The organism is Nonomuraea sp. NPDC004186 (assembly GCF_053603495.1).
Window position 1 is genome coordinate 39,170 of the sequence record NZ_JBSGFQ010000053.1, and the last position, 24,392, is coordinate 63,561.

The 24,392-nt window shown below is 70.3% G+C and carries 18 protein-coding genes; 10 read left to right on the top strand and 8 right to left on the bottom strand.

What is annotated here, in order from left to right:
• The first annotated feature begins 49 nt into the window (after window positions 1-49).
• Entirely contained in the window at window positions 50-814 is a 765-nt protein-coding gene (locus ACWEPL_RS35535) for an alpha/beta fold hydrolase (RefSeq protein ID WP_452438797.1), read from the top strand.
• A gap of 25 nt (window positions 815-839) precedes the next feature.
• Window positions 840-1,640 (top strand): alpha/beta hydrolase, encoded by an 801-nt coding sequence (locus ACWEPL_RS35540; RefSeq protein WP_363964497.1) that lies wholly within the window; start codon window positions 840-842, stop codon window positions 1,638-1,640.
• A 186-nt stretch (window positions 1,641-1,826) separates the two neighbouring features.
• Here the strand turns inward: ACWEPL_RS35540 and ACWEPL_RS35545 are convergent, their stop codons facing one another.
• On the bottom strand, window positions 1,827-2,999 hold the full coding sequence (locus ACWEPL_RS35545) for a hypothetical protein (protein ID WP_452438798.1): 1,173 nt from the start codon (window positions 2,997-2,999) through the stop codon (window positions 1,827-1,829).
• 266 nt (window positions 3,000-3,265) lie between these two features.
• Here ACWEPL_RS35545 and ACWEPL_RS35550 point away from each other — a divergent pair, with 266 nt between their 5' ends.
• Window positions 3,266-4,291 (top strand): hypothetical protein, encoded by a 1,026-nt coding sequence (locus tag ACWEPL_RS35550; protein ID WP_452438799.1) that lies wholly within the window; start codon window positions 3,266-3,268, stop codon window positions 4,289-4,291.
• 608 nt (window positions 4,292-4,899) lie between these two features.
• On the opposite strand, the gene ACWEPL_RS35555 is transcribed toward ACWEPL_RS35550, so the two are convergent.
• On the bottom strand, window positions 4,900-5,709 hold the full coding sequence (locus ACWEPL_RS35555) for a class I SAM-dependent methyltransferase (RefSeq protein WP_452438800.1): 810 nt from the start codon (window positions 5,707-5,709) through the stop codon (window positions 4,900-4,902).
• A 374-nt stretch (window positions 5,710-6,083) separates the two neighbouring features.
• Here ACWEPL_RS35555 and ACWEPL_RS35560 point away from each other — a divergent pair, with 374 nt between their 5' ends.
• Genes ACWEPL_RS35560 through ACWEPL_RS35580 form a run of 5 tightly spaced genes read left to right on the top strand, consistent with a single transcriptional unit; the run spans window position 6,084 to window position 16,687 of the window.
• Window positions 6,084-7,529: an acyltransferase domain-containing protein gene (locus tag ACWEPL_RS35560; protein ID WP_452438801.1), complete on the top strand. Its 1,446-nt coding sequence runs from the start codon at window positions 6,084-6,086 to the stop codon at window positions 7,527-7,529.
• Window positions 7,526-10,522 carry an SDR family oxidoreductase gene (locus ACWEPL_RS35565; RefSeq protein WP_452438802.1) on the top strand — a complete coding sequence of 999 codons (2,997 nt, stop codon included), beginning with the start codon at window positions 7,526-7,528 and terminating at the stop codon, window positions 10,520-10,522. Before ACWEPL_RS35560 ends, ACWEPL_RS35565 begins: the two co-directional genes overlap by 4 nt.
• Window positions 10,519-13,050, top strand: coding sequence for a KR domain-containing protein (locus ACWEPL_RS35570; protein WP_452438803.1), 2,532 nt, complete (start codon window positions 10,519-10,521; stop codon window positions 13,048-13,050). Before ACWEPL_RS35565 ends, ACWEPL_RS35570 begins: the two co-directional genes overlap by 4 nt.
• Window positions 13,047-14,381, top strand: a complete 1,335-nt coding sequence (locus ACWEPL_RS35575; protein ID WP_452438804.1) for a cytochrome P450 — start codon at window positions 13,047-13,049, stop codon at window positions 14,379-14,381. Before ACWEPL_RS35570 ends, ACWEPL_RS35575 begins: the two co-directional genes overlap by 4 nt.
• A complete protein-coding gene (locus ACWEPL_RS35580) occupies window positions 14,378-16,687 on the top strand; it encodes an SDR family NAD(P)-dependent oxidoreductase (RefSeq protein WP_452438805.1) in 2,310 nt (769 codons plus the stop codon). The genes ACWEPL_RS35575 and ACWEPL_RS35580 overlap by 4 nt, the downstream gene beginning before the upstream one ends.
• Window positions 16,688-16,717: 30 nt before the next feature.
• On the opposite strand, the gene ACWEPL_RS35585 is transcribed toward ACWEPL_RS35580, so the two are convergent.
• Window positions 16,718-18,034: a S41 family peptidase gene (locus ACWEPL_RS35585; protein WP_452438806.1), complete on the bottom strand. Its 1,317-nt coding sequence runs from the start codon at window positions 18,032-18,034 to the stop codon at window positions 16,718-16,720.
• Between the two features lie 87 nt (window positions 18,035-18,121).
• On the opposite strand from ACWEPL_RS35585, the gene ACWEPL_RS35590 reads away from it, so the two are divergent.
• Complete coding sequence (locus ACWEPL_RS35590) at window positions 18,122-18,775, top strand: response regulator transcription factor (RefSeq protein ID WP_363964479.1); 654 nt, start codon at window positions 18,122-18,124, stop codon at window positions 18,773-18,775.
• Window positions 18,772-19,914, top strand: coding sequence for a HAMP domain-containing sensor histidine kinase (locus ACWEPL_RS35595; RefSeq protein WP_452438807.1), 1,143 nt, complete (start codon window positions 18,772-18,774; stop codon window positions 19,912-19,914). Before ACWEPL_RS35590 ends, ACWEPL_RS35595 begins: the two co-directional genes overlap by 4 nt.
• A 2-nt stretch (window positions 19,915-19,916) precedes the next feature.
• Here ACWEPL_RS35595 and ACWEPL_RS35600 read toward each other — a convergent pair whose 3' ends face one another.
• From ACWEPL_RS35600 to ACWEPL_RS35620, 5 genes are all read right to left on the bottom strand, one after another.
• Window positions 19,917-20,504, bottom strand: coding sequence for an isochorismatase family protein (locus ACWEPL_RS35600; protein WP_452438808.1), 588 nt, complete (start codon window positions 20,502-20,504; stop codon window positions 19,917-19,919).
• A gap of 161 nt (window positions 20,505-20,665) precedes the next feature.
• The gene (locus ACWEPL_RS35605; RefSeq protein ID WP_452438809.1) at window positions 20,666-21,673 is read right to left on the bottom strand and encodes a 1-aminocyclopropane-1-carboxylate deaminase; all 1,008 of its coding nucleotides are present in this window, start codon (window positions 21,671-21,673) and stop codon (window positions 20,666-20,668) included.
• 10 nt (window positions 21,674-21,683) lie between these two features.
• Window positions 21,684-22,346, bottom strand: coding sequence for a GntR family transcriptional regulator (locus ACWEPL_RS35610; RefSeq protein WP_363964472.1), 663 nt, complete (start codon window positions 22,344-22,346; stop codon window positions 21,684-21,686).
• Window positions 22,347-22,415: 69 nt separating this feature from the next.
• Entirely contained in the window at window positions 22,416-23,582 is a 1,167-nt protein-coding gene (locus ACWEPL_RS35615; protein WP_363964471.1) for a pyridoxal phosphate-dependent aminotransferase, read from the bottom strand.
• A gap of 34 nt (window positions 23,583-23,616) precedes the next feature.
• The gene (locus ACWEPL_RS35620; protein WP_452438810.1) at window positions 23,617-24,384 is read right to left on the bottom strand and encodes an amino acid ABC transporter ATP-binding protein; all 768 of its coding nucleotides are present in this window, start codon (window positions 24,382-24,384) and stop codon (window positions 23,617-23,619) included.
• Window positions 24,385-24,392 lie beyond the last annotated feature (8 nt).

Genomic DNA, 24,392 nt, shown 5'->3' on the forward strand with positions numbered 1-24,392 from the left:
AGTCATGTGACGCTCGCGAGGCGCGCAAGGGGCTTCCTACGGTGAGGCCATGACCACAGGGAGATCCTTCAGAAACGGCAGCACGCCGACCGTCGTACTGGTTCACGGCGCCTTCACGGACGCGTCGAGCTGGGCGGGCGTGATCGCCGAGCTCCAGGCTTCCGGGATCCCCGTGACCGCGGTGGCCAACCCGCTGCGCGGACCGGCCACCGACGCCGCCTACCTCGCCGGCGTCGTCGCCGCGATCGACGGTCCGGTCCTGCTGGTGGGTCACTCCTACGGCGGTGTGGTCATCACCCGGGCAGGAGCCCAGCCGGGCAACGTGATCGGGCTGGTCTACGTGACCGCTTTCGCCCTGGAGGAAGGGGAGAGCGTGCTGGACGTCACGGGCCGCTTCCCCGACAGCCTGCTGGGCCCGGCGCTGCGGCCGGCCGTCTTCCGCACGGGCGATGGAGAGGAGGCCGTGGAGCTGTATCTCAAGGACGACCAGTTTCCCGCGGTGTTCGCCGCCGACCTGCCCCGGCGCCTCACCTCGGTGGCGGCCGCCGCGCAGCGCCCCATCGCGGCCGTGGCGTTCGAGGAGAGCTCTCCCGCCGCGAGCTGGAAGACCCTGCCGTCCTGGTACGTCGTGGCGACCGCCGACCAGGCGATCCATCCCGCCGCACAGCGTTTCATGGCCCAACGCGCCGGGGCCGACACCATCGAGGTCGACGCGTCACACGCGATCGCGCTGTCGCAACCGGCAGCCGTGGCCGGCCACATCCGCGCCGCCGCCACCGCAACCCAGGCCGTCCAGCACATCCATCCGGCATGACAGCCGTGTTCCTGAGGAGCCACCGATGACCGCACCGACCATTCCCGTCATCTTCATCCACGGCCTGTGGCTACACGCCACCTCCTGGTCCTCCTGGACCGAGCTGTTCACGACCGCCGGCTACGACGCGACGGCCCCCGGCTGGCCGGGGGACAGCGAAACCGTCGAACTGTCCAGAAAGGACCCCGACAGCATCGCCGACCACGGCATCGACGACGTCGTCGCCCACTACACGGAGATCATCAACGCTCTGGACGTCAAGCCGATCCTGATCGGCCACTCCTTCGGCGGCATGATCGCCGAGAAGCTGCTCGGGCAGGACCTGGCCAGGGCCGCGATCGCGATCGACGCCGCACAGATCAAGGGAGTGCTGCCGCTGCCGCTGTCGGCGCTGCGCTCGACCCTGCCGGTGTTCAAGAACCCGGCCAACAAGCACCGGGCCGTCTCCCTCACCCTCGACCAGTTCACCTACGCGTTCGGCAACGCCATCCCGGCTGAGGAGGCCGCCGAACTGTACGAACGCTGGACCATCCCCGCGCCGGGCAAGCCGCTGTTCGAGGCCGCCGCCGCCAACTTCTCCCCCCACTCGCCCGCCAAGGTCGACACCGGCAACAACGCCCGGGGGCCGCTGCTCCTGATCGCCGGCGGCAAGGACCACACTGTCCCCGAGACCGTCACCAAGGCGACCCTCAAGCAGTACCGGGACTCCACCGCGATCACCGACTTCCAGGAGTTCCCCGACCGCGGCCACTCCCTGACCATCGACCACGGCTGGCGTGAGGTCGCCGACGCCTGCCTGACCTGGCTCACCAGGAACGACCTTTAGACGAAAGCGTTGATCGCCGTCACCGGTCAACGCCGCGGATCGTGCCTCGGCAGGGCAGGATCGCGGTGGTGACCGGTGACGGCAAGGGAATGCCTGCTGCACCGGTCGGGTACGTCCTGGCATTCGTCCGGCCGAAACGGAGCCGACTCCCCGAGGAGCCGGCTCCCTCTTCCATGGGGCCTTTGATCACTGTTGACCGTCTGGATCGAGCCACGTCGCCTCAGAGCACAGGACGCGTGCGGCCTCGTGCGGCTCCGCGTCTCGCACGACGTACCAGTTCGCCCGGCCGTTGTACCGTTCGGGGCGGAGAATCGTGACGATGCCCGACGCGTAGATCTGCCGGGTGTAGGGGTCGCGGGCATGAACCTGCCGGCCGACCACGAGGCTCTCGTCGAACGGCAGGCCGTCGATGATCTCGTCTTCCCATCGCCAGAGGCGCCGGGTGCTCCCGGGTTGGAGGCTCTCGACTCCGCGCTGGTGGTAGGGCATGGAGAACTCGCGGGCGCGTCGGGGGTTCAGGTCCTTGGCGATGCGTTCGTCGTCGGCGAGTTCGCGCAGGCGCTCCTCCTGGACGTGCGGTTCCCAGCCGTCGAAGCCGTGCGGCAGCCCGAACATCTGCCCAGTCCGGTCGAAGTAGCGATCGACGTAGGGATCGCGGAAGCGTCCCGGCCGGTCCTTGAGGCCGTCGAAGACGTCCTCGGTGATGGGCGTGTCGTCGGAGACGTCGGCGCCCTGCTCCCGAAGCCAGTCGTGGACCGTGACGCCCGTCTCGGCGAGCCGTTCCTCCAACCGCCGAAGCCGGTCACCGAACTCCCCGGGCTGCATGGCGGCCCACTCCTGCGCCGTGGAAACGGGGACGAGTGCTTGGCGGGGCTCCAGCGGCGGAGGCAGCATCTCGGGCGGGAGTGGCAACGGCACGTACTCCTTGGGCATCCGGATGAAGCGCTCCATCGCCCGCATATGAATGAGAGGGTCGAAAACATCGCGGATGGGCCAGAACCGCAACAGCCATCGCAGGTCGGGGGCGTCCTCACCCCGCGCGTCGACCGCTCGCACGTGCGCGGTCAGTCCGTACTGGAAGTACGGCGGGCCGATGAGGAAGTCGTGGCCTCGCCCGTCCATCATGGAAACCAGGTGGGTCACTCCGCTGTCAGCCACGAATGTCGGCTGATCGACTTGCGTCCATGAGTCATCGACGCCTGGTGGCTCGGCGTCCCATGCCTCCATGCGGACGGCGGCGATGTAGTGGTAATCCTCCGGGTCTGGGCTGCTGATCGCGGGAAGATCGATGTCCGCGAGACCGAGTTCTCCGTACTCCACGTATAACTCGTCCTCGATGCTACGGAGCAGTCGCGCCATGGTGCCCTTCCATCGTCCAAGCGGCAGTTGATGATCAAGGACAGCATGCCGTACAGGTATGACAAGCTCGGCCGCCGGCTCCTCGCTGATGCGCGGATAACCCCACGAGGGGTTTCCCGGGCCAGGCGCCGATGACATTAGCGGCGGGAGCAGACCCACGAGCCCTGCAGGAAGGAGGGTGCAAATAAGGGTCATGACCGGAAGTCAAGGAGAGGCTATTCTCTGCCTCAAGAGAGCATTTCGGACTTGGCCGAAATCTGGAGCCCATGATGCGATTCCTTGCCGTCGTCCTGCTGCTGTTACCGCTGCTCCCGGCCCCTGCCTACGCCACCGACCTCCCCGGCGGCAAGGCCAACTACGTCGTCACCCTGGGCCGGCTGCGCGCCGACGTCCGGGACAACTGGGTGCGTCTGGGCACGTACCAGTTCGCGACCGACGGCACCGTCACGGCGCGCACGTACCTGTGGCGGCAGACCGCCCCCGCCGCCCGCGAGGGTACCGGCACCACACCCGACCTCGACAGTTGCTCGACCGTCAGCGGCGCGGTCGGCCACACCCGCGCCCGCCACTGCGAGGTTCTGACGGCGGGCGGGTTCATGAGCTCCCCGCCCGAGTCGCGCACCGGGACCTTCGGCGTCGCCGGCGATGTCCTGAACATCACGTGGAACTTCGCCCAGGACTGGTCCGAACAGTGGTACCTGCGGCCCAACAGCGACGGCACGCTCGTCCGGCTGGAAAACAAGTACAACACCTTCGCCACCCACGCCTACGGCTACGGCAGCAACGCGGCGCTGTCCACGCGCCGGGCGATGAGCACCGTGCAAGCCTTCCCCGGGACGCTCAAGCAGGATCTCGCGTCCTGGACGAAGGAGAACGTGACCACCTCGACCGGGCAGGTGTTCACCAACACGGCCTATCGCACGTGCGCGACGACGACCTGGTGCCTGACCTACGCCCAGCCGTCGTCGGCGAGCGCGTGCCAGGCGAGCGGCGGCTGCCCCAACTACGGCGGCGGCACGGCCACCAATGACAGCTCGATCCAGTACTACCTGGTCAAGGTCTCCAGCGACGACCGGCGCGACACGCTCTGGCACTGGTGTACGTGCCTGGCCAGGGAGCGCGGCGAGTTCTGCTACACCGGCAACTCCCACGTCAAGCCGCTGCTGCAGATCCTCGACGACGACGGCGGCTTCCACGGCTGGGTGGGCGCCGAGGCGTCCTTCTACCCTTCGGGCAGCGATCCGCGCTACTCCGACATGCTCGGCGTCTTGCGCCTCACCGACACCCGGTAGCCGCGGAAGACGCCGAACAGCAGGATCATGGCGCCGTTGCCTGATCCCCGAAGAAGGGGACTCCGTGCCCCTCGCAAGGAGGGGAACATCCAGCGCCGCTGGATGGTTACATCTGTCGTGGCCGGTGTGCCCAGTGTCCCCGGGCCTCACCTATTGCCTTCGCGGACTACCGTTCGGCTGGAGCCGCGTTGCGCCTTTCGCCGAGAGGCGACACGCACACCGGTACGCATACATTCACCGTGGGCTCGCCGGCATCAGCCGGCGGGCCCATGGTGTGTTCTCGGGCAGGCCGCCTCGCGAGGCCCTGAACGGTGCGAGGGCCGGTCGAGGAAACGAGGGGCCGGCCGTCTTCGACGACGTTGCCGCCCGTACCGGCGACGTCGCAGCCTTCGCTCGTCGTGCGCCGTCCCCGGTCGCGCGGATTCCGTGCCGCAGACGCGAAGCCCTCCGGCGACGTTTCCTCCCTGGCGATCGGCCCGAGGGCGGTCCTCCGCCCGCTCGGGGACGCCGACGGCAAGTTCCTCGGGGCGTCGCCCTCACCCCGAACGGGGCCACCGCGTACGTCATCAACAGCGACTCGGACACGCTCACTCTTTCGGCGCGGTCAGCTAGCCGTCCGAGCCGGCATCCGACGGCGGTGCCTCGACGACGAAGACCAGGAAGGCAAGCTTGTCCGCGAAGTCCTGGAAGTCGTCCGGGAACAGCTCACGGGCGGCCGGGTCGGGCTGCGGCTCGCTGATGACGGCAAGGCGGAAGCCGGCGGCGGTGAAGGCGTCGGTCATCGCGTGCAACGGCCTGCGCCAGAAGGTCATCGGGAAGGACTTCCCGTCGAACGTCCACTCGTCGGTATGGCTGGTGGTCGCGAAATAGCTGCGCCGAGGAGGAGTCTGGCTCACGTGCTCCACGAAAGGGTGGTTCACCGACGCGATCAGCCGGCCGCCGGGCCTGAGCACTCGCCGTATCTCGGCCAGTGCCGGCCCCCAGTCCTCCAGGTAGTGCAGCACCAGCGACGCGACCACGTCGTCGAACGCGCCGTCGGCGAACGGCAGGGGATCGCTCAGGTCGGCCACCTGCAGGTTCGCGTCGTCACCGAGCCGCTGCCGAGCCAACGCCAGCATCCCGGCGCTGGAGTCGATGGCGGTGACGACGGCACCGCGGTCGCGCAGCGCGGCGGACAGGGGTCCTGAGCCGCAGCCGGCGTCCAGGATCCGGCGACCGGCCACGTCTCCGACGAGGGCCAGGATCGAGTACCGCGCCCAGTACTCGTTCAGGATGTTGTTCTCGGTTTCCGCCGAGTACGCCTCGGCGAAACCGTCGTAGTCGTTCACCTGGTCGGGATCCGCAGGCTGGGTTGCGGGCGAAACCCAGGAAGGATGCCCTATGGCGCCATTCTCGGGCACGTCGGTTACTCGTTCCATCGTCGCAGCCTAGCGATGATCGCCTGACGCGTGATCCTTGGCAATTCCTCAAGGATCACCAACAACCCCTCCCCCACCGCCCTGCTCCGTGACAGATCCTCAGGCCGGGCAAGGCCGACATCAAGATCCGCCCCATCGGCCAGGAGACGGCCACCGCAGTCGTGCGGGCCGCCCCAAACCCGCAGGTTGGCTCTTCGTGGGCCCGAGGTCCATTTCTCGGCTTTGCGATCACCCCTGACTTCACACTTGCTTTAGGGGTGTCCGCGATGCATGTGACGCGGTTACCTTGGCTTCATCGAGCTCGCACGCGGAATATTCAACGCGAATCCCAGGAATGGGAATTTTGCCGACACCGTGCTCTGAGGGGGACCGGAATGCTGAGCTCCGTCGAAATTGTTGTGGGTCTTTTCCCGGGTCAGGGAGCCTATCTGCCGGGCGCTCTGCCACGGCTACGCGCACATGATCCCGGCACCGCCAAGGTGATCGAAACCATTGACACGGTGGCCGACGGCATTCTCGGAAAAGGCCTGAGCCGGGCCTTTTCCGATGATTCCGTCGATCAATTGGTCGAAGCGGCGCCGGACGTGCTCCAGCTGGCTGTTTTCGCCACTTCGGTCGCCGCCTTTCGTGCGCTCTCCGATCAGGGAGCGCGGTTCAGCGTGCTCGTCGGGCACAGTCTCGGCGAAATCGCGGCGCTGGTCGCCGGTGGCGCGCTGGACGTCGCCGAGGGCGCGGAGATCCTCTGCCACCGGATCACCGTGCTGCGCGAGCACGACACCAGCGGCGGCGGGCTGCTGGCGCTGGGCTGCGAGCCCGACCGGGCCCAGCAGATCCTCGACCTGCTGCCGACCTCCGGCGCCGTGATCGCGGTGGACAACGGGCCGGCGCAGACGGTGGTCTCGGGGCGGGCGGACGCGCTGCGCCGCACGGCGACGATCGCCACCGCGATCGGGCTGCCGTCGACCACACTGCACTCGCCGCATCCGTTCCACAGCCCGCTGCTCGCCCAGGCGCGGCAGGAGCTCGCCCGCCGGCTCAGCGGATACGGCCGGAGGGGCCTGCGCATTCCCGTCTTCTCCCCTGTTCTCGGCCGCTACTACCGTGATTCCGACGACCTCGGCGAACTGCTCGCCTCCCACCTCGTCACGCCGGTGCGGTTCGGACCCGCCGTGGAGCGGCTGCATCGCTCGGGCGCCGGCGTGTGGGTGGAGGTGGGCGCGGGACGCGCGCTGACGTCCCGGGTCCGCTCGATCGAGTCGTCCGCCTCCGTGCACACGCCGCTGCTGCCGGACCTGGACACGCTCCGCGAGACCGGCCAGTTCCTGGCTCCCGCCGCCGAGCCACGAACGGTCCGGCACACCGGCACGACCATGGCGTACCCGCCCGCGCCCGCCGCCGTGGCACCGGAGCCGAGCATGCCTCCCGCAGTGGCACCGGAGCCGAGCATGCCTCCCGCAGTGACACCGGAGCCGGGCACGTCTCCCGCCCCGGTCCCGCCGCAGGACACGAGCGCGCCCTCTGCGCCGATGCCGCCGGCGGAGACACCCGCAGGGCCCACGTCGAGGGAGACGGTCGCCGTACGGGTGCGTGACCTCTACGCCACCACGCTGGAGTACCCGGAGGAGGTCTTCGAGGACGGCGCCGAGTTGGAGGCCGACCTCGGCGTCGACTCGGTCAAGCGGGTGGAGCTGATGGGCAGGCTCGGCGTGCTGTTCGAGCTGGGCCCGCCGCCTGACGACATGCGGATGGCCGATTACCGGACGTTCGGCCAGGTGGTGGACTTCGTCCTCGACTCGCTGGCCAGGGCGGGCACGACATGACGGGCTTCCAGGGCCGCGTCGCCCTCGTCACCGGCGGCGCGGGCAGCGTGGGCGCGCGCATCGTACGCTCGCTCGCCGAGTCCGGCGCCAGGGTGATCATCAACTGCTTCCACTCCTACGACGAGGCCAGGACCCTCGCGGCCGAGCTGGGCGACGGCGTCGAGGTGATCAGGGCGTCAGTGGCCAAGCCGGATCAGGTACGGCGCATGTTCGACCAGGTCGGCGCCACCCACGGACGGCTGGACCTGCTGGTGAACAACGCCGCGGGCGGGACGTTCACCGCCTGGGACGAGCTCGCGGAGGAGCACCTGGACCAGGCGTTCGAGGTCAACGTCAAGGGCGCGCTCTGGTGCGCAAGGGCGGCCCGCCCGCTGCTGGCCCGATCCGGCGCGGGCTGCATCGTCAACGTCTCCTCGCTCGGCGCGTCTTACGCCCCGGCCAACTACCTGCCGATCGGGCTGTCCAAGGCGGCTCTGGAGGCGCTGACCCGCTACCTGGCGGCGGAGTTCGCCCCGGACGGCATCCGGGTGAACACCGCCTCCGTCGCGCTCATGGACAATCCGGTCGGCCGCATGTTCCCGGGGTTCGAGTCGGTGAGCGCCAACCTGGTGGCGGCCACCCCGCTGGGGCGGCTGGCCACCCCGGACGACCTGGCCGACCTGGTCCTGCTGCTGGCCTCTCCCGGCGCGGGATGGATCACCGGGCAGACCGTGGTGGCGGACGGCGGCATGTCGTTGCAGCGCCGCGCCACGTCCCCAGACCCGGAGCAGAAACCAGAGCCGGCGCCGCAACCAGTACCGGCGCCACAACCAGAACCGGCGCCGCAACCAGAACCGGAGCCACAACCAGAACCGGCGCCGCAACCAGAACCGGAGCCTGAGCCAGAGCTGGAGACGTATTCCGATCATGACGTGGATCCTGTCGCGGTGGTCGGCATGGGGCTGGCCGTTCCGGGGGCCAGCGATCCGGACGGCTTCTGGTCGCTGCTCATGGAGGGCGCGGAGCTGTTCGTCGACGTCCCGGCGGATCGCTGGTCGATGGCGGGCTTCCACGACGACGACCCGAGCGCCGCCGACAAGACCTACCAGCGCCGCTCGGGCTTCATGACCGGCTTCACGCCGCACCCCAAGCTGGCCGCCGAGCGGCCGGACGACGGGCTCGACTTCACCACGGTGTGGCTGCGGCACAGCGTGCACCAGGCGCTGGAGGGCGTGGCCAGGCGGGACGGGGACACGTACACCGCCTGTTTCGGCTTCACCCCCGACGGCAGCCAGCACCTGCAGGAAGCGCTCATCCGCGAGGAGCTGGGCGAGGTCCCCGACTCCGTGCTGTGGCACGGTGACGCCACCCGATCGCAGCCGTTCCCGCACCGGATCGGCGCCAGCGCCATCGAGGGCCTGTTGCCGGCGGACACCCGGCTGCTCATGGTGGACACCGCGTGCTCGTCCTCGTTGTACGCGATCGACCTGGGACTGCGTGACCTGTTGTCCGGCCGGGCCGACGTCGCCGTGTGCGGCGGGGCGTTCGCGCTGGTCCCCAGCGGGTCGGTGCTGTTCTCCAAGCTGTACGGGTTGTCCAGGAGCGGAGAGGTGCGCGCGCTCGACAGGACCGCCGACGGCGTGCTGTTCTCCGACGGAGCCGGCGCCGTGGTGCTGAAGCGGCTGTCCAGGGCGCTCGCCGACGGTGACACCGTGTACGGCCTGGTCGCCGGGGTCGGCCTGTCCGCGGACGGCAAGGGCAAGGCCATCTACGCGCCGTCCAGCGCGGGCCAGGAGCTGGCCGTCGCCCGCGCGCTGGACAAGTCGCGCGTGGAAGCCGGCGAGGTCGACTGGGTGATCGCGCACGCCACCGGAACCCCGGCGGGCGACGAGGCCGAGTTCCTGAGCCTGCGCGCGGCCTACGCCGGGACGCATCCGGTCCAGGTGACCTCGAACAAGTCCCTGATCGGCCACACGGGCTGGGCGGCCGGGGTGGTGTCGGTCATCCACGCTCTGCTGGGGCTGCGGCACGAGGTCATTCCCGCTCAGCACCGCTTCTCGGCGGCCCCGGACAGCTTCGGCCTGGAGTCGTGCAATCTGGAGATCCCCGAGCGACCCGTGCCCTGGCCGGCGCGGCCGGACCGGCCGCGCACCGTGGCCGTGTCCGGCTTCGGTTTCGGCGGCACCAACGCGCACCTGCTGATCCAGGAGTTCCGGCCGGGCCGCCGCGGCAAGGCCGGCTACGGAGCCAGGACAGGCGAGCCCATGGTGATCGTCGGCTGGTCGGCGCACGTGCCCGGCGCCGAGAGCAACGCGCAGGTCGCGGAGTGGGCGCAGGGCAGGCACATCCTGCCGAACTCCTTCGGCGACGGCTACCCGAGCCCGCCGTTCGCCCGGCTGCGCCTGCCGGCCTCCACGATCCGGGCGACCGACCGCACCCAGCTCATGATCATCGAGTGCATGCACCGGATGGACCCCCGGATCCGCGAATTCTGCCAACGGCACAGCCGTACCACCGGAGTGGTGGTGGGCCACACCGGGCCCACCAGGAACGCGGTCCTGTACGCGATCCGCGCCCACCTCGACGAGCTCGACCGCCAGGCCGTCCCCAAGGCGCAGGAGCTGCGCGAGCGCGTGACCGGACTGATCGCCGCGCCGGACGAGGACTCCTTCCCCGGCGAGATGCCCAACGTCATCCCCGCCCGGCTGTGCAGCTACTTCGACCTGCGTGGGCTCAACATCGCCGTGGACGGCGGCGGAGCCTCGCTCGCCGACGCCTTCGAGGTGGCCGAGTGCTACCTGGACTTCGGCGACGTGGACGCGGTCCTGGTCGCCGCGAGCAACGGCAACAGTCTCACGTCCTGGGGCCGCCTGCTGGGCTGCGGGGAGATCGGCGAGGGGACGTTCCTGTTCGCGATCACCAGGAAGTCGCTGGCGCTGGCCGAGGGCCTGCCGGTGCTCGCCGAGGTGTCCGTGGAGTCCACCGTGGAAGAGATGCTGGAGGCCATCGCATGACCCGCGCGAACTTCCTGGGCGCGCAGGGCGGGCGCGAGCTGATCGCCTTCCTGAGCGGCGCGCAGAGCCGGACGGCGGTCGAGCTCAGGGCCGACCGGCAGGCGAGCCCGCGGGTGATCCGGCTGAGCAGGCAGCCGAAGGCGGCCAATCTGCTGGACCGCCACGTGATCGAGCTGGCGCCCGCGCCACGCCGGCCCATCCGCTCCGCCCCGCCCGCGATCCCGGCGGACTCCGTCGTGCTCACCAACTCCGCCGCGTTCCGCACCGCGCTGGCCCACCAGGACCGCCAGGCACCCCGGCACGTACGGGTGCTGGTGGACGCCACCGATCCCGGCCTGCGCGAGGCCCGCTGGTCGGACCCGGTCCGCGACCTGCTCGCGCTGCACGAGCGCACGTTCATGACGGCCAAAGAGTGCGCGCCACGCCTGGCGGGCGGCTCGTTCGTGGTGAGCGTGGTGGGCGGCGTCACCGAGGCGGGGGTGCCGCTGCCCGTCACCGGGTTGTTCACGGGCCTGGTCAAGAGCCTGGCGCTGGAGCTGCCCGACACGAACGTGCTCGCCACCGTGCATGCGGCGGCGCCGCTGGAGGAGGTGCTGGCCACGGTGAGCGCCGAGCTGGGCGCCGGCCAGCTCCTCCCGGTCACCTATCACGTCGGCGGGCGCCGGCTCACCCCGCGAGCGGTGCCCGCCGAGGCGGTGCAGGCCGGGATGCCGGCGCTGGGCCAGGACTCCTTGGTGGTGGCCGCGGGCGGGGCGCGCGGCATCGGCGCGCCGATCCTCACGGCGCTGGCCGGACGCTACCGCCCGCGCATCGTGATCCTGGGCAGCTCCCGGTTGCCCGACGACTCCGGGGAACTGCCCGAGCGCAGCACGTTCATCAGGGCCCAGCTCAACGGGCCGGACCGGGTCAGCGTGGCCGAGGCGAACGCCAGGTTCGACCGGCTGCGCGAGCAGCGGCAGGTCCGGGACACGCTCACCGAGCTGGAGCGGCTGTCCGGGCCCGGGCGGGTCCGGTACCTGCGCTGCGACCTCCGGGACCCGGACGCGGTCAGGCTCGCCGTCGACTCCGTGGACGGCCCCATCGACCTCCTGCTCAACATCGCCGGCACCAACCGGGCCTCCGACGTCACCGCGAAGTCCGTCGGCGACTTCCGCACGGTGCGTGACCTCAAGGTGCACACGTACCTGAACCTCAAGGAGGCGCTGCGCGGGCGGGAGCCGCGCCGCTGGTGCAACTTCGGCTCGTTCATCGGGCTGACCGGCCAGCGCGGCGAGACCGACTACGCCGCGGCCAACGACTTCCTCAACATGGCCGCGATGAGCGCGGAGAACGAGTTCACCATCGGCTGGACGCTCTGGCGCGACGTCGGGCTCGGCGCCACCCCGCTGATGCGCGCCTTCCTCGCCGAGATCGACGCGTACACCCCGATGCCGACCGAGGAAGGCGTCGACCATTTCCTCACCGAGCTGACCGCCGTGCGGGACGCGCCGGCCACGGTGTTCCTGGGCGACAAGGAACGGGAGCTCGTCAGGGGCATCCGGCCGGAGTTCCTGGACTTCTGCATGGGCGAGGCGCGCGCGCTGCCGTACATCGACACGGTGCTGCGCCGCAACGCCACGGAGCTGGTCGCGGAGCGCACGTTCACCCTGGACAGGGACGGTTATCTGGAGTTTCACCAGGTACGCGGCTATCCGACCCTGCCCGGCACGTTCGTGCCCGAGCTGGCCGCGCAAGCCGCGGTCTCGCTGGTGCCGAACCGGGTCCCGGTCGTCTTCGAGGACCTGCGGCTGGAGTCGTTCCTGCGGATCTACCGGAAGGACCGGCCCGAGGTCAAACGGCTCACCGCCACGCTGCTGCGCACCGACGAGCGCGAGTCGGTGGTCGCCGTCCGCGTGCTGGGCGACGTGGTGGCGCCGAACGGCGTGACCATCGCCCGCGACAAGCTGCACTTCTCGGTCACCGTACGGCTGCGCGACGCTCCCGTGCCCGGCCCGAGGTGGACGCACTGGGACGAGCACGGCAGCAGGCCCCTCCGTGACCCCTACCACGCGCCCGGGTCGGACGTGCTCCTGCGCGAGGTGTTCCGGTCGACCACCGGCACCCGGGAGCATCCGCTGGGACGGCGAGGCCGGCTCGCGCTCGACGCGCCAGCGCTGCGACGCTGGTTCCCCGACCTGCTGGTCCCCTCCGTCACGCTCGACGGTCTGGTGCGCGTGGCCGTCCTCCACACCGTCGCGGACCGCTGGACGCCCGTCGCGATCCCGCGCACGGTCCGCCGGATCGACCTGTACGGCGGCCACACCGACCTGACGCTCGCCGCGCTGACCGAACCGGTCGAGCTCTACGTCACCCCCGTCGACCTCGACCTGGAGGATCCCGAGCCGGAGAACCGGGCGATCGCGGTGGCCGCCGACGGCGAAGTGCTGCTCCAGGTGAAGGACATCACGGGCGCCATCGTCGGCTACGTGGACCAGGAGACCGGCCAATACCTCGACAGGGAACGATTCGACCGCCAGGAGCGCTCATGACCCGCCAAGGAACCTGCCCTGTCGCCCACGGCCCGGCCGGGCTGCCGGTGATCGGTGACGCCATCCCCTACTTCAAGGACCCGCTGGCCTACACCCTGCGCATGCAGGAACGCGACTCGCTGGTGTCGGTCAAGCTGCCCATCCCGTTCGTGCAGGTCACCGAGCCGGAGGCGATCGAGCGGGTGCTGCGTACCAACCCGGACAACTACGTACGGGGCAAGCTCTACCGCGGATTCTCCGGCGTCATGGGCTCCGGCCTGCTGACGCTCGACACCGACCAGTGGCGCGCGCCGCGCAAGGCCGTCCAGCCCGCGTTCAGCCTGCAGCTCGTGCGGAGCAACGCGCGCGAGGCCGTCGGCGCCACCGAGGAGGTCGTCCGCCGTTGGACGGCGCACGCGAAGTCCGGCGACGTCGTGGACGTGGCACCCGACCTGATGGACATCGCCGCCAGGGTCCTGGGCATGGCGCTGATCAGCCAGGACCTGTCGGGCACCGACTACGCGCGAGCCGCCGCGATCGCCAACAAGGTCATCTTCACCCGCACGATCATGGGCCTGCCCGCCATGATCCCCTCCTTCGTGCCGACCCGGTATCACCGCGACCGGAAGTGGGCGGACCGGGTGCTCGACGGCATCATCCACCGGGTGATCAGCTCGCGCCGCGCCAGCGGCGAGTACGGCTCCGACGCCGCCGGGCAGCTGCTCGGCGCCGGCCTTTCCGAGGCGGAGGTGTCGGACAACCTCCGCACCCTGCTGCTGGCCGGCTCCGACACCACCGGCCAGGCGCTCGCCTGGACCATGTACGAACTGGCCAGGCACCCGCAGGCCCGCCGCGCCGTCGAGCGCGAGGTCGACGAGGTGCTCGCGGGCCAGGCGCCCGCACCCGACCAGCTGGGCGAACTGGTGCAGACCACGGCCGCGATCAACGAGGCACTCCGGCTGCACCCGCCGGTCTGGCAGTTCCCGCGCGACGCCGTCGAGCCGGACTGCCTGGCCGGCCGCACGGTGCCGGCGGGGACGACGGTCCTGCTCAGCGTGTACGGCACGCACCGCTCACCGGAGCACTGGTCCGACCCGGAGGCCTACGATCCCCGGCGTTTCCTCGACGACACCCAGGGCAAGCGGCACAAGTACGCCTTCCTGCCGTTCGGCGGCGGGCGGCGCATGTGCATCGGCAAGGGGCTGGCGATGGCCACGCTGGTGACCGCGGTGGCCATCCTGTCGCAGCGCTACCGGCTGCGGCTGTCGGGTGCGCACACGGTGCGCAGCGGGCACTACGTGACTCTGTTCCCCAGCGGCGGGATCCCCGCGGTCGTGCAGGAGCGGACATGACGGCCGCCGCGCCGGTCCGCCCGCACCTGGTGTCCTTCGACACCACCTCCTTCGTCCGGCCGGTCCGTCGCATGATCTGGGAGCCCGTACCGCACCCGCTTCCGCCTCCCTCCCCTGTGGCGCGGCGGCTGCTGGTCATCGGCTCCGACGCGGAGCTGGCCGCGGAGGTGGCGCGCGCGCTCGGCGCGGACCTCTGCGTGCCCGGCCGCGAACCCGAGCGGGACGACTGGGACGGGATCATCGACCTGAACGTCGTGGGCGTCCCCTACCGGTTCGACGGCGGGGAATGGCGGGACGCACTGGCCAGGACGACCCGGATGGTGCAGCGCAGATACGGTGCCTGGGGAGCCGACCCCCGCGCCGACCGGTACTGCTACGTCGCCGTCACCGCCATGGGCGGGCTGATGGGTTACCACGACGGGGCGATCGACTCCCCGCTGGGCGGAATCTGGGCCGGCTTCGCCAAGTGCCTGCCCCGCGAGCTGCCCAACCTCGCGGTGAAAGTCCTGGACGTCGACGCCGTAGACCCGGCCCGCCTGGCCGAGCTGCTGACGGCCGAGCTGGCGGCCTGGGACCTGTTCGAGATCGGCTACCGGCAGGGAGTCCGCCACGCCTTGAACGCGCGGCCGAGCCCGGAATCGCCGCCCCGCGTCGAGCTCGGGTCCGACGACGTGGTGCTGATCTCGGGGGGCGCCCGTGGCGTCGGCTTCGCCCTGGCCCGCGGGCTCGCCAAGGAGGCCGGCTGCCAGGTCGTGGTGACCGGCCGCGACGAGCTTCCGGCCGACGCCGGCTGGCTGACCATGGACGACGCGGACTACTCCGAGCACTGCCGGGCCAGAGTGCGGTCCGCCCGCACCGCCAGGGAACTCCGGAATGTACGCGCCGCGCTCAAACGCGAGGCCGAGCTGCGGCAGGTCGGCGCGAACCTGGCAGCGGCCCGGCGGGACGGCCTGCGCATCACGTACGAGCCGTGCGACTGCGTGCGGCCGGAACAGGTCGACGCGCTGTTCGCCCGCATCCCCGATCCCAGCGTGATCGTCCACAACGCGGGCATCGACGTGCCGACCAGGCTCGACAACAAGACCCCGGAAGACGTGGTGCGAACGGTCGACGTGAAGGTGACGGGCTTCGCCAACCTCACCCGCGCGGTGCTCCACACTCCCGGGAGGCGGGACACGCTCAAGGTGTTCTGCAACGTCGGCTCGCTGGCCGGACGCATGGGCGGCATGATCGGGCAGATCGACTACGCGGCGGGCAACGAGGCTCTGTCCAGACTCGGGTTCTGGGCGCGCAACACGCTCGGGCTGCCCGCGCAGACGTTGTGCTGGCCGACCTGGGAGCGGCTCGGGGTCATCGCCAACTACGACGCGGCGGTCCGCTACGTGTCCACCATCGATCCGGCCGAGGGAGTCCGGCGATGGATCCGCGAGCTGCGCTCCGGCCACACCGGGGAGGTCATGTTCATCGGCCAGGTGGGCAGCATGCTGGTGCCCACTCAGCTACGCGGCTTCCGGCTCTTCACCGGGCATCCGGATCTGCCCAGGTTGCACGGGCTCGCGCATTTCCTGGGCTCCGTCGAGCTGTTCGAACCGTCTCGCCGGCTACGCAGCAGCGTGATCCACACGCCGGGCTCTCATCCGTGCCTGAACGAGTTCACCGTGGACGGGCGTGCCGCGTTGCCGATCTCGGTGCTGATCGAGCAGGCGTGCTCGGTCGCCGACTGGGTCGTGCCGCCGGACCGGCCGCCGCAGCACCTGGTCGAGGTGCGGGACGTGCAGGTCCGGCTGTCCGCGCTGGTCCTGGCCCCGGACGGGAGCCGGTTCACCACCCGGGCGCTGGGCGAGACCCTGGAGGAAGGCTGGAGCGTCCAGGTCACGATCACGGCCGAGACCGGGGAGACGGCCGGGTCGATGCGACTGCTCTACCGGTCGTCGCCGCCGGCGCCTCCGCCGTCCGTGCCGCCATCGGTCACGCGCGGCGTGGCTGCTTCTGGCGGGCGGCTGGCCTGGTCGGGGCTGGTGCTCGGCGCGGGAGACCGGCTGCCCGCCGTGACCGCCGCCGATCTGTGGACGTCGCCGTTCCCGCCGCAGCACGGGATCGCCCCCGCCGCGCTCGACGCCGTGGTGCGCCGAGCGGGGCCGGTGGCGGGCGATGTCGTCGAGATCGCCCGTGTCGTTCCGTATCCAGGGGCGCAGCAGGTCGACGAGCTCCGGCCGGTCGCCGGCGGCTGGGCCGGGCTGAGATCAGGCCGCCAGGTCCTGTCCATCGAGGGGGTGTCAGCCGGGCCCGCCCTGCCCGCTCCCTGAGCCCGCCCGAGGGCCGTTGCGGCGGGCGCGTCAAAGAAGCGTCAGTGCCTTGGCCACGCCCGGGTCGCGCCCGGTGGCCAGGTCCAGGGCGGTCATGGGGGCGTAGTGGTCGACCGGGACGCCGATCGTGTCGATGATCTCGCGGGCGGGCCCGAGGTGCCGGACCTTGGGCAGGAGCAGGATGCTGCCGTCGTCGAGAAGGTATCCGTCGCTGGGGCCGGAGACGGCCCCGGCGGTGCGGGTCCCGATGAGAGTACCCAGGTCGTTGTCCTTGACGGCCCCGCTGAAGTCCTCGCAGGCCGAGGCGCATCCGCGGTCGGTGAGGACGACCAGGCGCGAGCCGAGCAGCGGGATGCTGTCGTCGGTCCGGTTGGGCACGCAGTCGCCCTTGAGCGGGCAGAAGTAGCTGGTGACCTTGCCGTGCGCGAACGCGCCGAGCAGCCGCGTCACCTCGCGAGGCGACCCGCCGCCGTTGCCGCGCAGATCGAGGACCACCGCCTTCGGCTTGTCCTTCAGCTTGGCGATGACCTGGTCGGCGGCGCCTTCGTAGAATCCGGGCAGTTGGACGTACGTGACGCCGTCGGCGAGCTTCTTCGACGTCACCGCCGGAGGCTGCTGCGTGACGGGGCCCTCTCTGAGCTCGACGGTGCGGGTCCGTCCCGTCGTGGGGCGCTTGAGCGTGAGCGTCACCGTGCCGGCGGCGAAGGCTTGGACGATGCTCTGGTTCACGGTGTCCCCGATGAACGGCGGTATGCCGTTGGCCTTGACGATGATGTCGCCGGGCCTGATGTCGGCCTTGGCGGCGGGGCTGCCGGGCAGGACGCGGGTGATGAACAACGGCGGCTTGGCCGCCGGGTCGAGTTGCGGGCCCTGCTGGGCCGACACACCCACGATGCCCGTCCCGACCGGCCCGCCTTCCGGCGGAGGAGTCGGCCTGACCGCGCGGGCGTGGTTGTCGTGCAGTCCGGCGACCATGCCGGTGATCGCGGCGCGCAGGGCGGCGGGGTCGCCGTCGCCGAGGGCTTTCGCGAAGGCGGCCCAGTCGGTGTCGCGGTTCCCGGTCAGTTCGGGCAGCTGGAGGTCGGGCCGATCGGCGCCGCGCCGCATCAGGTCCTGGGTGTAGGCGGCGAAGGCGCTCTTCAGCAGCGCCTTCGCATCCATGGCCGGACCGCTGTAATAGTTGTCCAGCACGCAGAAGTACGCCTGCCGGAGCGTGTTCACCGAGGTCGGCGGCGCCGACTCCGGCGGTGGCCCGGTGAGGGCGGTGCAGCCCTCGGCAGGCGCGGAGGCGGGTGCGGACAGGGAGCAGGCCGCCATCAGGATGGCGGCGCAGAGGGATTTGATCATGCCGCCAGCGTGGCCGGAAGCGGGTTGCTCGGCTGTGAACGGATCCGTTAACGCCGCTGTTACCCCGATTCGGGTACGAACATCGCTATGCGGGTTCTGGTGGCCGAAGACGAACGAGACCTGGCCGATCTCGTGGCGGTGGGGTTGCGCCGCCACGCCATGGCCGTCGACGTGGTGTACGACGGGCTCGCCGCGTCGGAGCGGCTGGCGGTGAGCGACTACGACGTTCTCGTACTGGACCGGGACCTGCCCGAGATGCACGGCGACCTCGTGTGCCGTGAGCTGGTGGCGCGCGGGAGCCGTACGCGGATCCTGATGATGACGGCGGCCGCGGCGGTGCCGGAGCGGGTGGCCGGCCTCGGGATGGGGGCCGACGACTACCTGCCCAAGCCGTTCGACTACGCCGAGCTGGTCGCACGGGTGCAGGCGCTGGGGCGGCGCAGCCAGGCGCAGGTGCCGCCGGTGCTGACGCGGCACGGGATCGTGCTCGACACCCACCGGCTGCAGGCGTCGCGGGACGGGCGGCACCTGCATCTGTCGCTCAAGGAGTTCGCCGTCCTTGAGGTGCTGATGAGGGCGGACGGCGCGGTCGTAAGCTCCGAACGGCTGCTCGAAGAGGCATGGGACGAGAACGTCGACCCGTTCACGACGGTGGTGCGGGTCGTGGTCAGCCGCTTACGCGCGAAGCTGGGAGATCCGCCCTGCATCCAGACGGTTCCCGGCGCGGGATACGTGCTGTGACGACGGTCCGGGTACGGCTCACCCTGATCTACTCCGGATTGTTCCTGCTGACCTCGACCGTGCTGCTGGTCACGGTCAACCTGCTGCTGCGCCACGCGCTGGACAGGAGGATCGGGCGGATCGGGCCGGTCCCGGTGGCGCCGGCGGCGCCGGACCTCGCGGACCATCAGCTGCCGACGCTGCCCGATCTGGTGGACGAGGTGATCGACTACCAGTGGGGGGTGACCGTGGCGACGGTCGGAATCCTGACACTGGTATCAGTGATCGTCGGCTGGCTGGTCGCCGGGCGGATCCTGCGGCCCGTCCACCGGATCACCGCCACGGCGCAGCGGCTGTCCATGTCGACCCTGCACGAACGCATCGCGCTCAGCGGGCCCAAGGACGAACTGAAGGAACTGGCCGATACGTTCGACGCGATGCTCGACCGCCTCCAACGCTCCGTCGAGGGGCAGCGGCGGTTCATCGCGAACGCGTCCCACGAGCTGCGGACCCCCTTGGCCGTCCAGCGAGCGGCGATCGAGATCGGCCTTCCTGAAGACGTCGGTGAGATCCGCGACAAGCTCCTGTTCCACAACCACCGCACCGAGAGCCTCATCGACGCCCTGCTGGTCCTGGCCCAGGCGGAGCACGGCCTTGAGAAGAGGACACCGGTGGCCCTGGACGAGGTGGTGCTGCTCGTCCTGGCCGAAGGCGGCTCGGACGAGGTCACCGTGACGACGCGGATCGAACCGTTGGTCGTCGACGGGGATCCGATCCTGCTGAGCCGGCTCGTCACGAACCTCGTCGACAACGCGGTTCGCTACAACCATCCCGGCGGAACCGTCGAGGTGACGCTCTCCCGTGGAGTCTTGACGGTCCGGAACACCGGCCCGCACGTGCCCCAGGAACGCTTCGGCGATCTCTTCGAGCCCTTCCGGCGGCTGCAGACGACCCGTGGACAGGGCGCCGGGCTCGGGTTGTCGATCGTCGCGTCGATCGCGAAGGCTCACGGAGCCGACGTGCGAGCGAACCCCAACCCGGGGGGCGGGTTGGAGCTCGTCGTGATCTTCGCGGAATCCGAGGATGCGGTGCCTGCCGCGGACGACCGCAGCCAGTGCCGGCCCCCGAACGTGGAGCCTGATGGTGGGCGTGGCGCCTGAGTTCAGGCGACGACAGGTTCGCCGGTCAGGGCGACACCGGCCCGGCGCATTTCGTCCAGTGCGGTACGCGTGGTGTCGGCGGCGACGCCGGCCGTGTAGTCGAGCAGGACCCGCACCGTGAAGCCCGCGCGCGCTCCGTCGAGTGCCGTGGCCTTCACGCAGTGATCGGTCGCGATGCCGACGACGTCGAGTTCGGCGATGTCACGGGCCTTCAGCCAGGCGGACAGTGTCGTACCGTCCTGGGCCGAGCCCTCGAAACCGCTCTTGGAGGCGGAGTGAGCGCCCTTGTAGAAGACCTCGTCGACGTGCCCGGAGTCGACGGCGGGCGCGAAATTCGGATGGAACTCGCCTCCCTCACTACCGACGACGCAATGCACGGGGAATGAGTGCTGGAAGTCGGGGTTGTCGGAGAAGTGGGCGCCCGGATCGATGTGGTGGTCACGGGTGGCGAGGACGAAGGCATACTGCCCATCGGCGCTCCGGACCAGCTCGGCGATGGCGGCGGCTCGATCCGCGCCGCCCTTCACCGGAATGCTGCCGCCCTCGCAGAAGTCCTTCTGCACATCGACGATGATCAGTGCACGACTCACGGAAATCCCCTTTCCTCCAATTGTGACATTGAGTGCAACCAATCTCACTATACGTGTTCATGTTCGGGGGCAGAAGGGAGCGCGCCGCTCGTTCGCCCGTCTCCCGCGCGGGCCGCAACCTGCCGTTCGAGCAGCCGATGACGTTCGGCTCGGCCCAACGCTCAGCGGAAGACGCCGCTGTAGGCGTTGAGGGCGGGCTGGCCGCCGAGGTGGGCGTACAGGACGTTGGAGTCCTGGGGAATCTCGCCGCTGCGGACCAGGTCGATGAGCCCGGCCATCGACTTGCCCTCGTAGACAGGGTCGATGATCATGCCTTCCAGCCGTCCGGTTAGCCTGATGGCGTCGAGGGTGGACTGCACGGGGATGCCGTACCTGTCGCCGGCCCAGCCTTCCAGCACCGTGATCTCCTCCTCGTGCAGGTCCCGGCCCAGGCCGATGAGCTCGGCCGTGGCGCGGGCGATCTTCGCCACCTGGGCACGCGTCTCGGCGAGCTTGGCCGAGCCGTCGATGCCCAGCACGCGCCGGGGACGATCCTGGCCCGCGAAGCCGGCGATCATGCCTGCCTGGGTGCTCCCGGTGACGCTGCACACCACGACGGTGTCGAAGAAGACGCCGAGCTCGCGTTCCTGCCGCTGCACTTCGTACGCCCAGTTGACGAAGCCGAGACCGCCCAGCGGATGGTCGGACGCTCCGGCGGGGATCGCGTACGGGCGGCCACCGGCGGCCGTGACCCCCTCCATGGCTTCGTGCCAGCTGTCCTTGAGCCCGATCCCGAAATCGGCCTGGACCAGGCGGACGTCCGCGCCCATGATGCGCGACAGCAGGATGTTGCCGACCTTGTCGTTGACCGCGTCCGGCCAGTCCACCCAGCTCTCCTGCACGAGTACGGCCTTCAGCCCGACCTTGGCGGCGACCGCGGCCACCTGCCGGGTGTGGTTGGACTGCACTCCCCCGATGCTGACCAGGGTGTCCGCGCCCTGGGCGAGGGCGTCGGGGATCAGGTACTCCAGCTTGCGGGTCTTGTTCCCGCCGAACGCCAGCCCGCTGTTGCAGTCCTCCCGCTTGGCCCAGACGCGGGCTCCGCCGAGGTGGTCGCTGAGCCGGTCGAGGCGGTGGACGGGGCTGGGACCGAAGAGCAGCGGATAGCGCTCGAAATCGTCGATGGACATGTACGGCTCCTCAGATTGAAGGCTCGTTCTCGGAAGCGGCGGGCATGGCATCGAGGAGCGGGACCAGGGTCCCCCAGTTGGCACGCACGGCGAGCGCCGCCCCCTCCACGTCTCCGGCCGCGCACAACGCGATGATCCGTTCGTGTTGCGCGACCGACCCCCGGCCGCTCAGGGAGGAGAACCGCATCCGCTCCACGCGCCGCAGCACCGGCGTGAACTGGTCGAGAACAGCACGTATCGCATGATTCGCGGACGCGATCACCGGGATGCCGTGGAAGGCGTCATCGGCGGCGAGCGCCGCGTCCGCGTCGTCGCGGCGCAAGGCATCGGCGAAACGCGCGTTGGCCTCGCGCATGGCGTCGAGTTCGCCGGCGGACAGATTCGGCAGCGCCTCCCGTACGGCGAGCTCGTGCATGGCGGCCGTCACCGACTGGGCGGCGCGCACGGACCGGACGTCCACCGTGCTGACGATGGTGTAACGGCCGGGCTTGGTCCGCACCAGCCCGGCCTGCTCCAGACGCGTCAGCGCCTCCCGGACGGGAGTGCGGCTCACGCCCAGCCACTGTGCCAGATCGCCGTCGTTGAGACGTTCGCCCGGGGCGAGCGTGCCGTCGACGATGGCGTCTCGGATGGCGCGATAGGCGTTCTCCCGGAGAAGCGACCTGGCGACCACTCCTCGGCTCTGTGGAACCGGCATGCAATATATTGCATGACGCATGTCGCGAGGAGTCAAGCCCCCGTCTCAGGAACGCCCGGCGGGGTGAAGGAGGCCGCTGGCGCAGATGCGGCGGATGCCTTCACGCAGGTCGTCGGCGGAGGCCGCGAGCGACAGGCGGATGTACTCGCCCGAGCGTTCGCCGAAGGCCGGGCCGGGGCCGACCGCGACGCCGTGCTCGGTGATCAGTCTCTTGGCGATCTCCATGCCGTCGAGATCCCGGTTGCCGGTGCGCATCCACAGGTAGAAGGCGCCCTGCGGCCGGTAGACGTCGAAGCCGTGGGCGGCGAACTCCCCGACGGCGAGGTCGCGGTTGGCCCGATAGGTCTCGACCATCGCGCGCTGCTCGTCTTGCGGCCCGGTGAGCGCGGCCAGTGCCGCGTACTGACCCGGTGTGCTGATGCAGGAGACCATCGGCTCCTGCAACCGCGTGATGATCTCCGCGAGCGACGGCGGCGCCGCCAGGTAGCCGATGCGCCAGCCGGTCATCGCGTACGTCTTGGAGAAGGTGAACACCGAGATCGTCCGCTCCGCGCCGCCGACGGCCGCCGTGGAGGCGAAGGTGTCGTCGAACACGACCTGGTCGTAGCACTCGTCGGAGACGATCCACAGGTCGTTCCGCTCGGCGAAGGCGATCAGCTCCGCGAGGGTCCCGGCCGGGAACACCGACCCCACGGGGTTGGACGGCGAGTTCAGCATCAGCACCTTGGTGCGCGGCGTCACGAGCCGTTCCAGCTCGGCGAGGTCGGGGAGGAACCCGGTCTCGGGCGCCAGGGAGTAGGCCGTGGTGGAGGCGCCGAGGATCTTCCCGAACGCGATGTAGTTGGGCCAGGCCGGGTCCGGGATCAGGATGTCGTCGCCCGGCTCGACCAGCGCGGTGAGCGTGGCGAACAGCGCCTGCACCCCGCCGGCCGTGACCACGATGTCCTCGGGGCGGGCGTCGAACCCGTTGACCCGCTTGATCTTGTCGCTGAGCGCCGCCCGCAGTTCGGGGATCCCGGCGTTGGCCGTGTACTTGGTCCGCCCCGCCGCCGCGGCCTCGTCGGCCGCGCGCACCACGTGCGCGGGCGTCGGGAAGCCGGGCTCGCCGATCTCCAGCCGGATCAGGTCCGGGCGGGTGCCGGACATCGCCAGATCCATGATCGTACGGATGCCGTTGTGCTTCATGCCTGCGACGGCGGGGGCAGCGCGCATGCTTGGCTCTTTCCTGGAGGACCGCGTCCGGCGGTCAGTGAATGCTGCGGAGGAACTGCTTGGTGCGCTCATGCCGGGGGTGGTCGAAGAACTCCTCCGGCGAGGCCGACTCGACGATGCACCCCTGGTGCATGAACACGACCCTGTCGGCGGCCTGGCGGGCGAACCCCATCTCGTGCGTCACGACGACCATGGTCATGCCGCCCCTGGCGAGGTCGGTCATCACCTTGAGCACCTCGCCGACCAGCTCGGGGTCGAGCGCCGACGTGGGCTCGTCGAACAGCATCACCTTGGGGTCCATGGCCAGCGCGCGGGCGATCGCCACGCGCTGCTGCTGCCCGCCGGAGAGCTGCGCCGGATAGTGGCCCGCCTTGTCGGACAGGCCGACGCTGTCCAGCAACTCGGCGGCACGCCGCTTCGCCTCGGCCTTGGGGCGGCCGAGCACGCCGCGCGGCGCCTCGATGATGTTCTGCAGCACGGTCAGGTGAGCGAACAGGTTGAACCGCTGGAACACCATGCCGATCGGCACCCGCTGCCTGGCGACCTGCTTGGGGGTCATCTCCCGGTAGTGGTCGCCGCGCGGCTCGTACCCGATGAGCTGCTCCCCCACCCAGATCTGACCGCCGTCGATGGTCTCCAGCCGGTTGATCGCGCGCAGGAACGTGCTCTTGCCGGCGCCGGAGGCGCCGAGCAGGCACACCACCTCGCCGCGGTTCACCTCCAGGTCGATGCCGGACAGGACCTCGAGCGGGCCGAACGACTTGCGCACGCCGACGGCCTTGATGATCGGATCGTCACTCATGCGCCCTC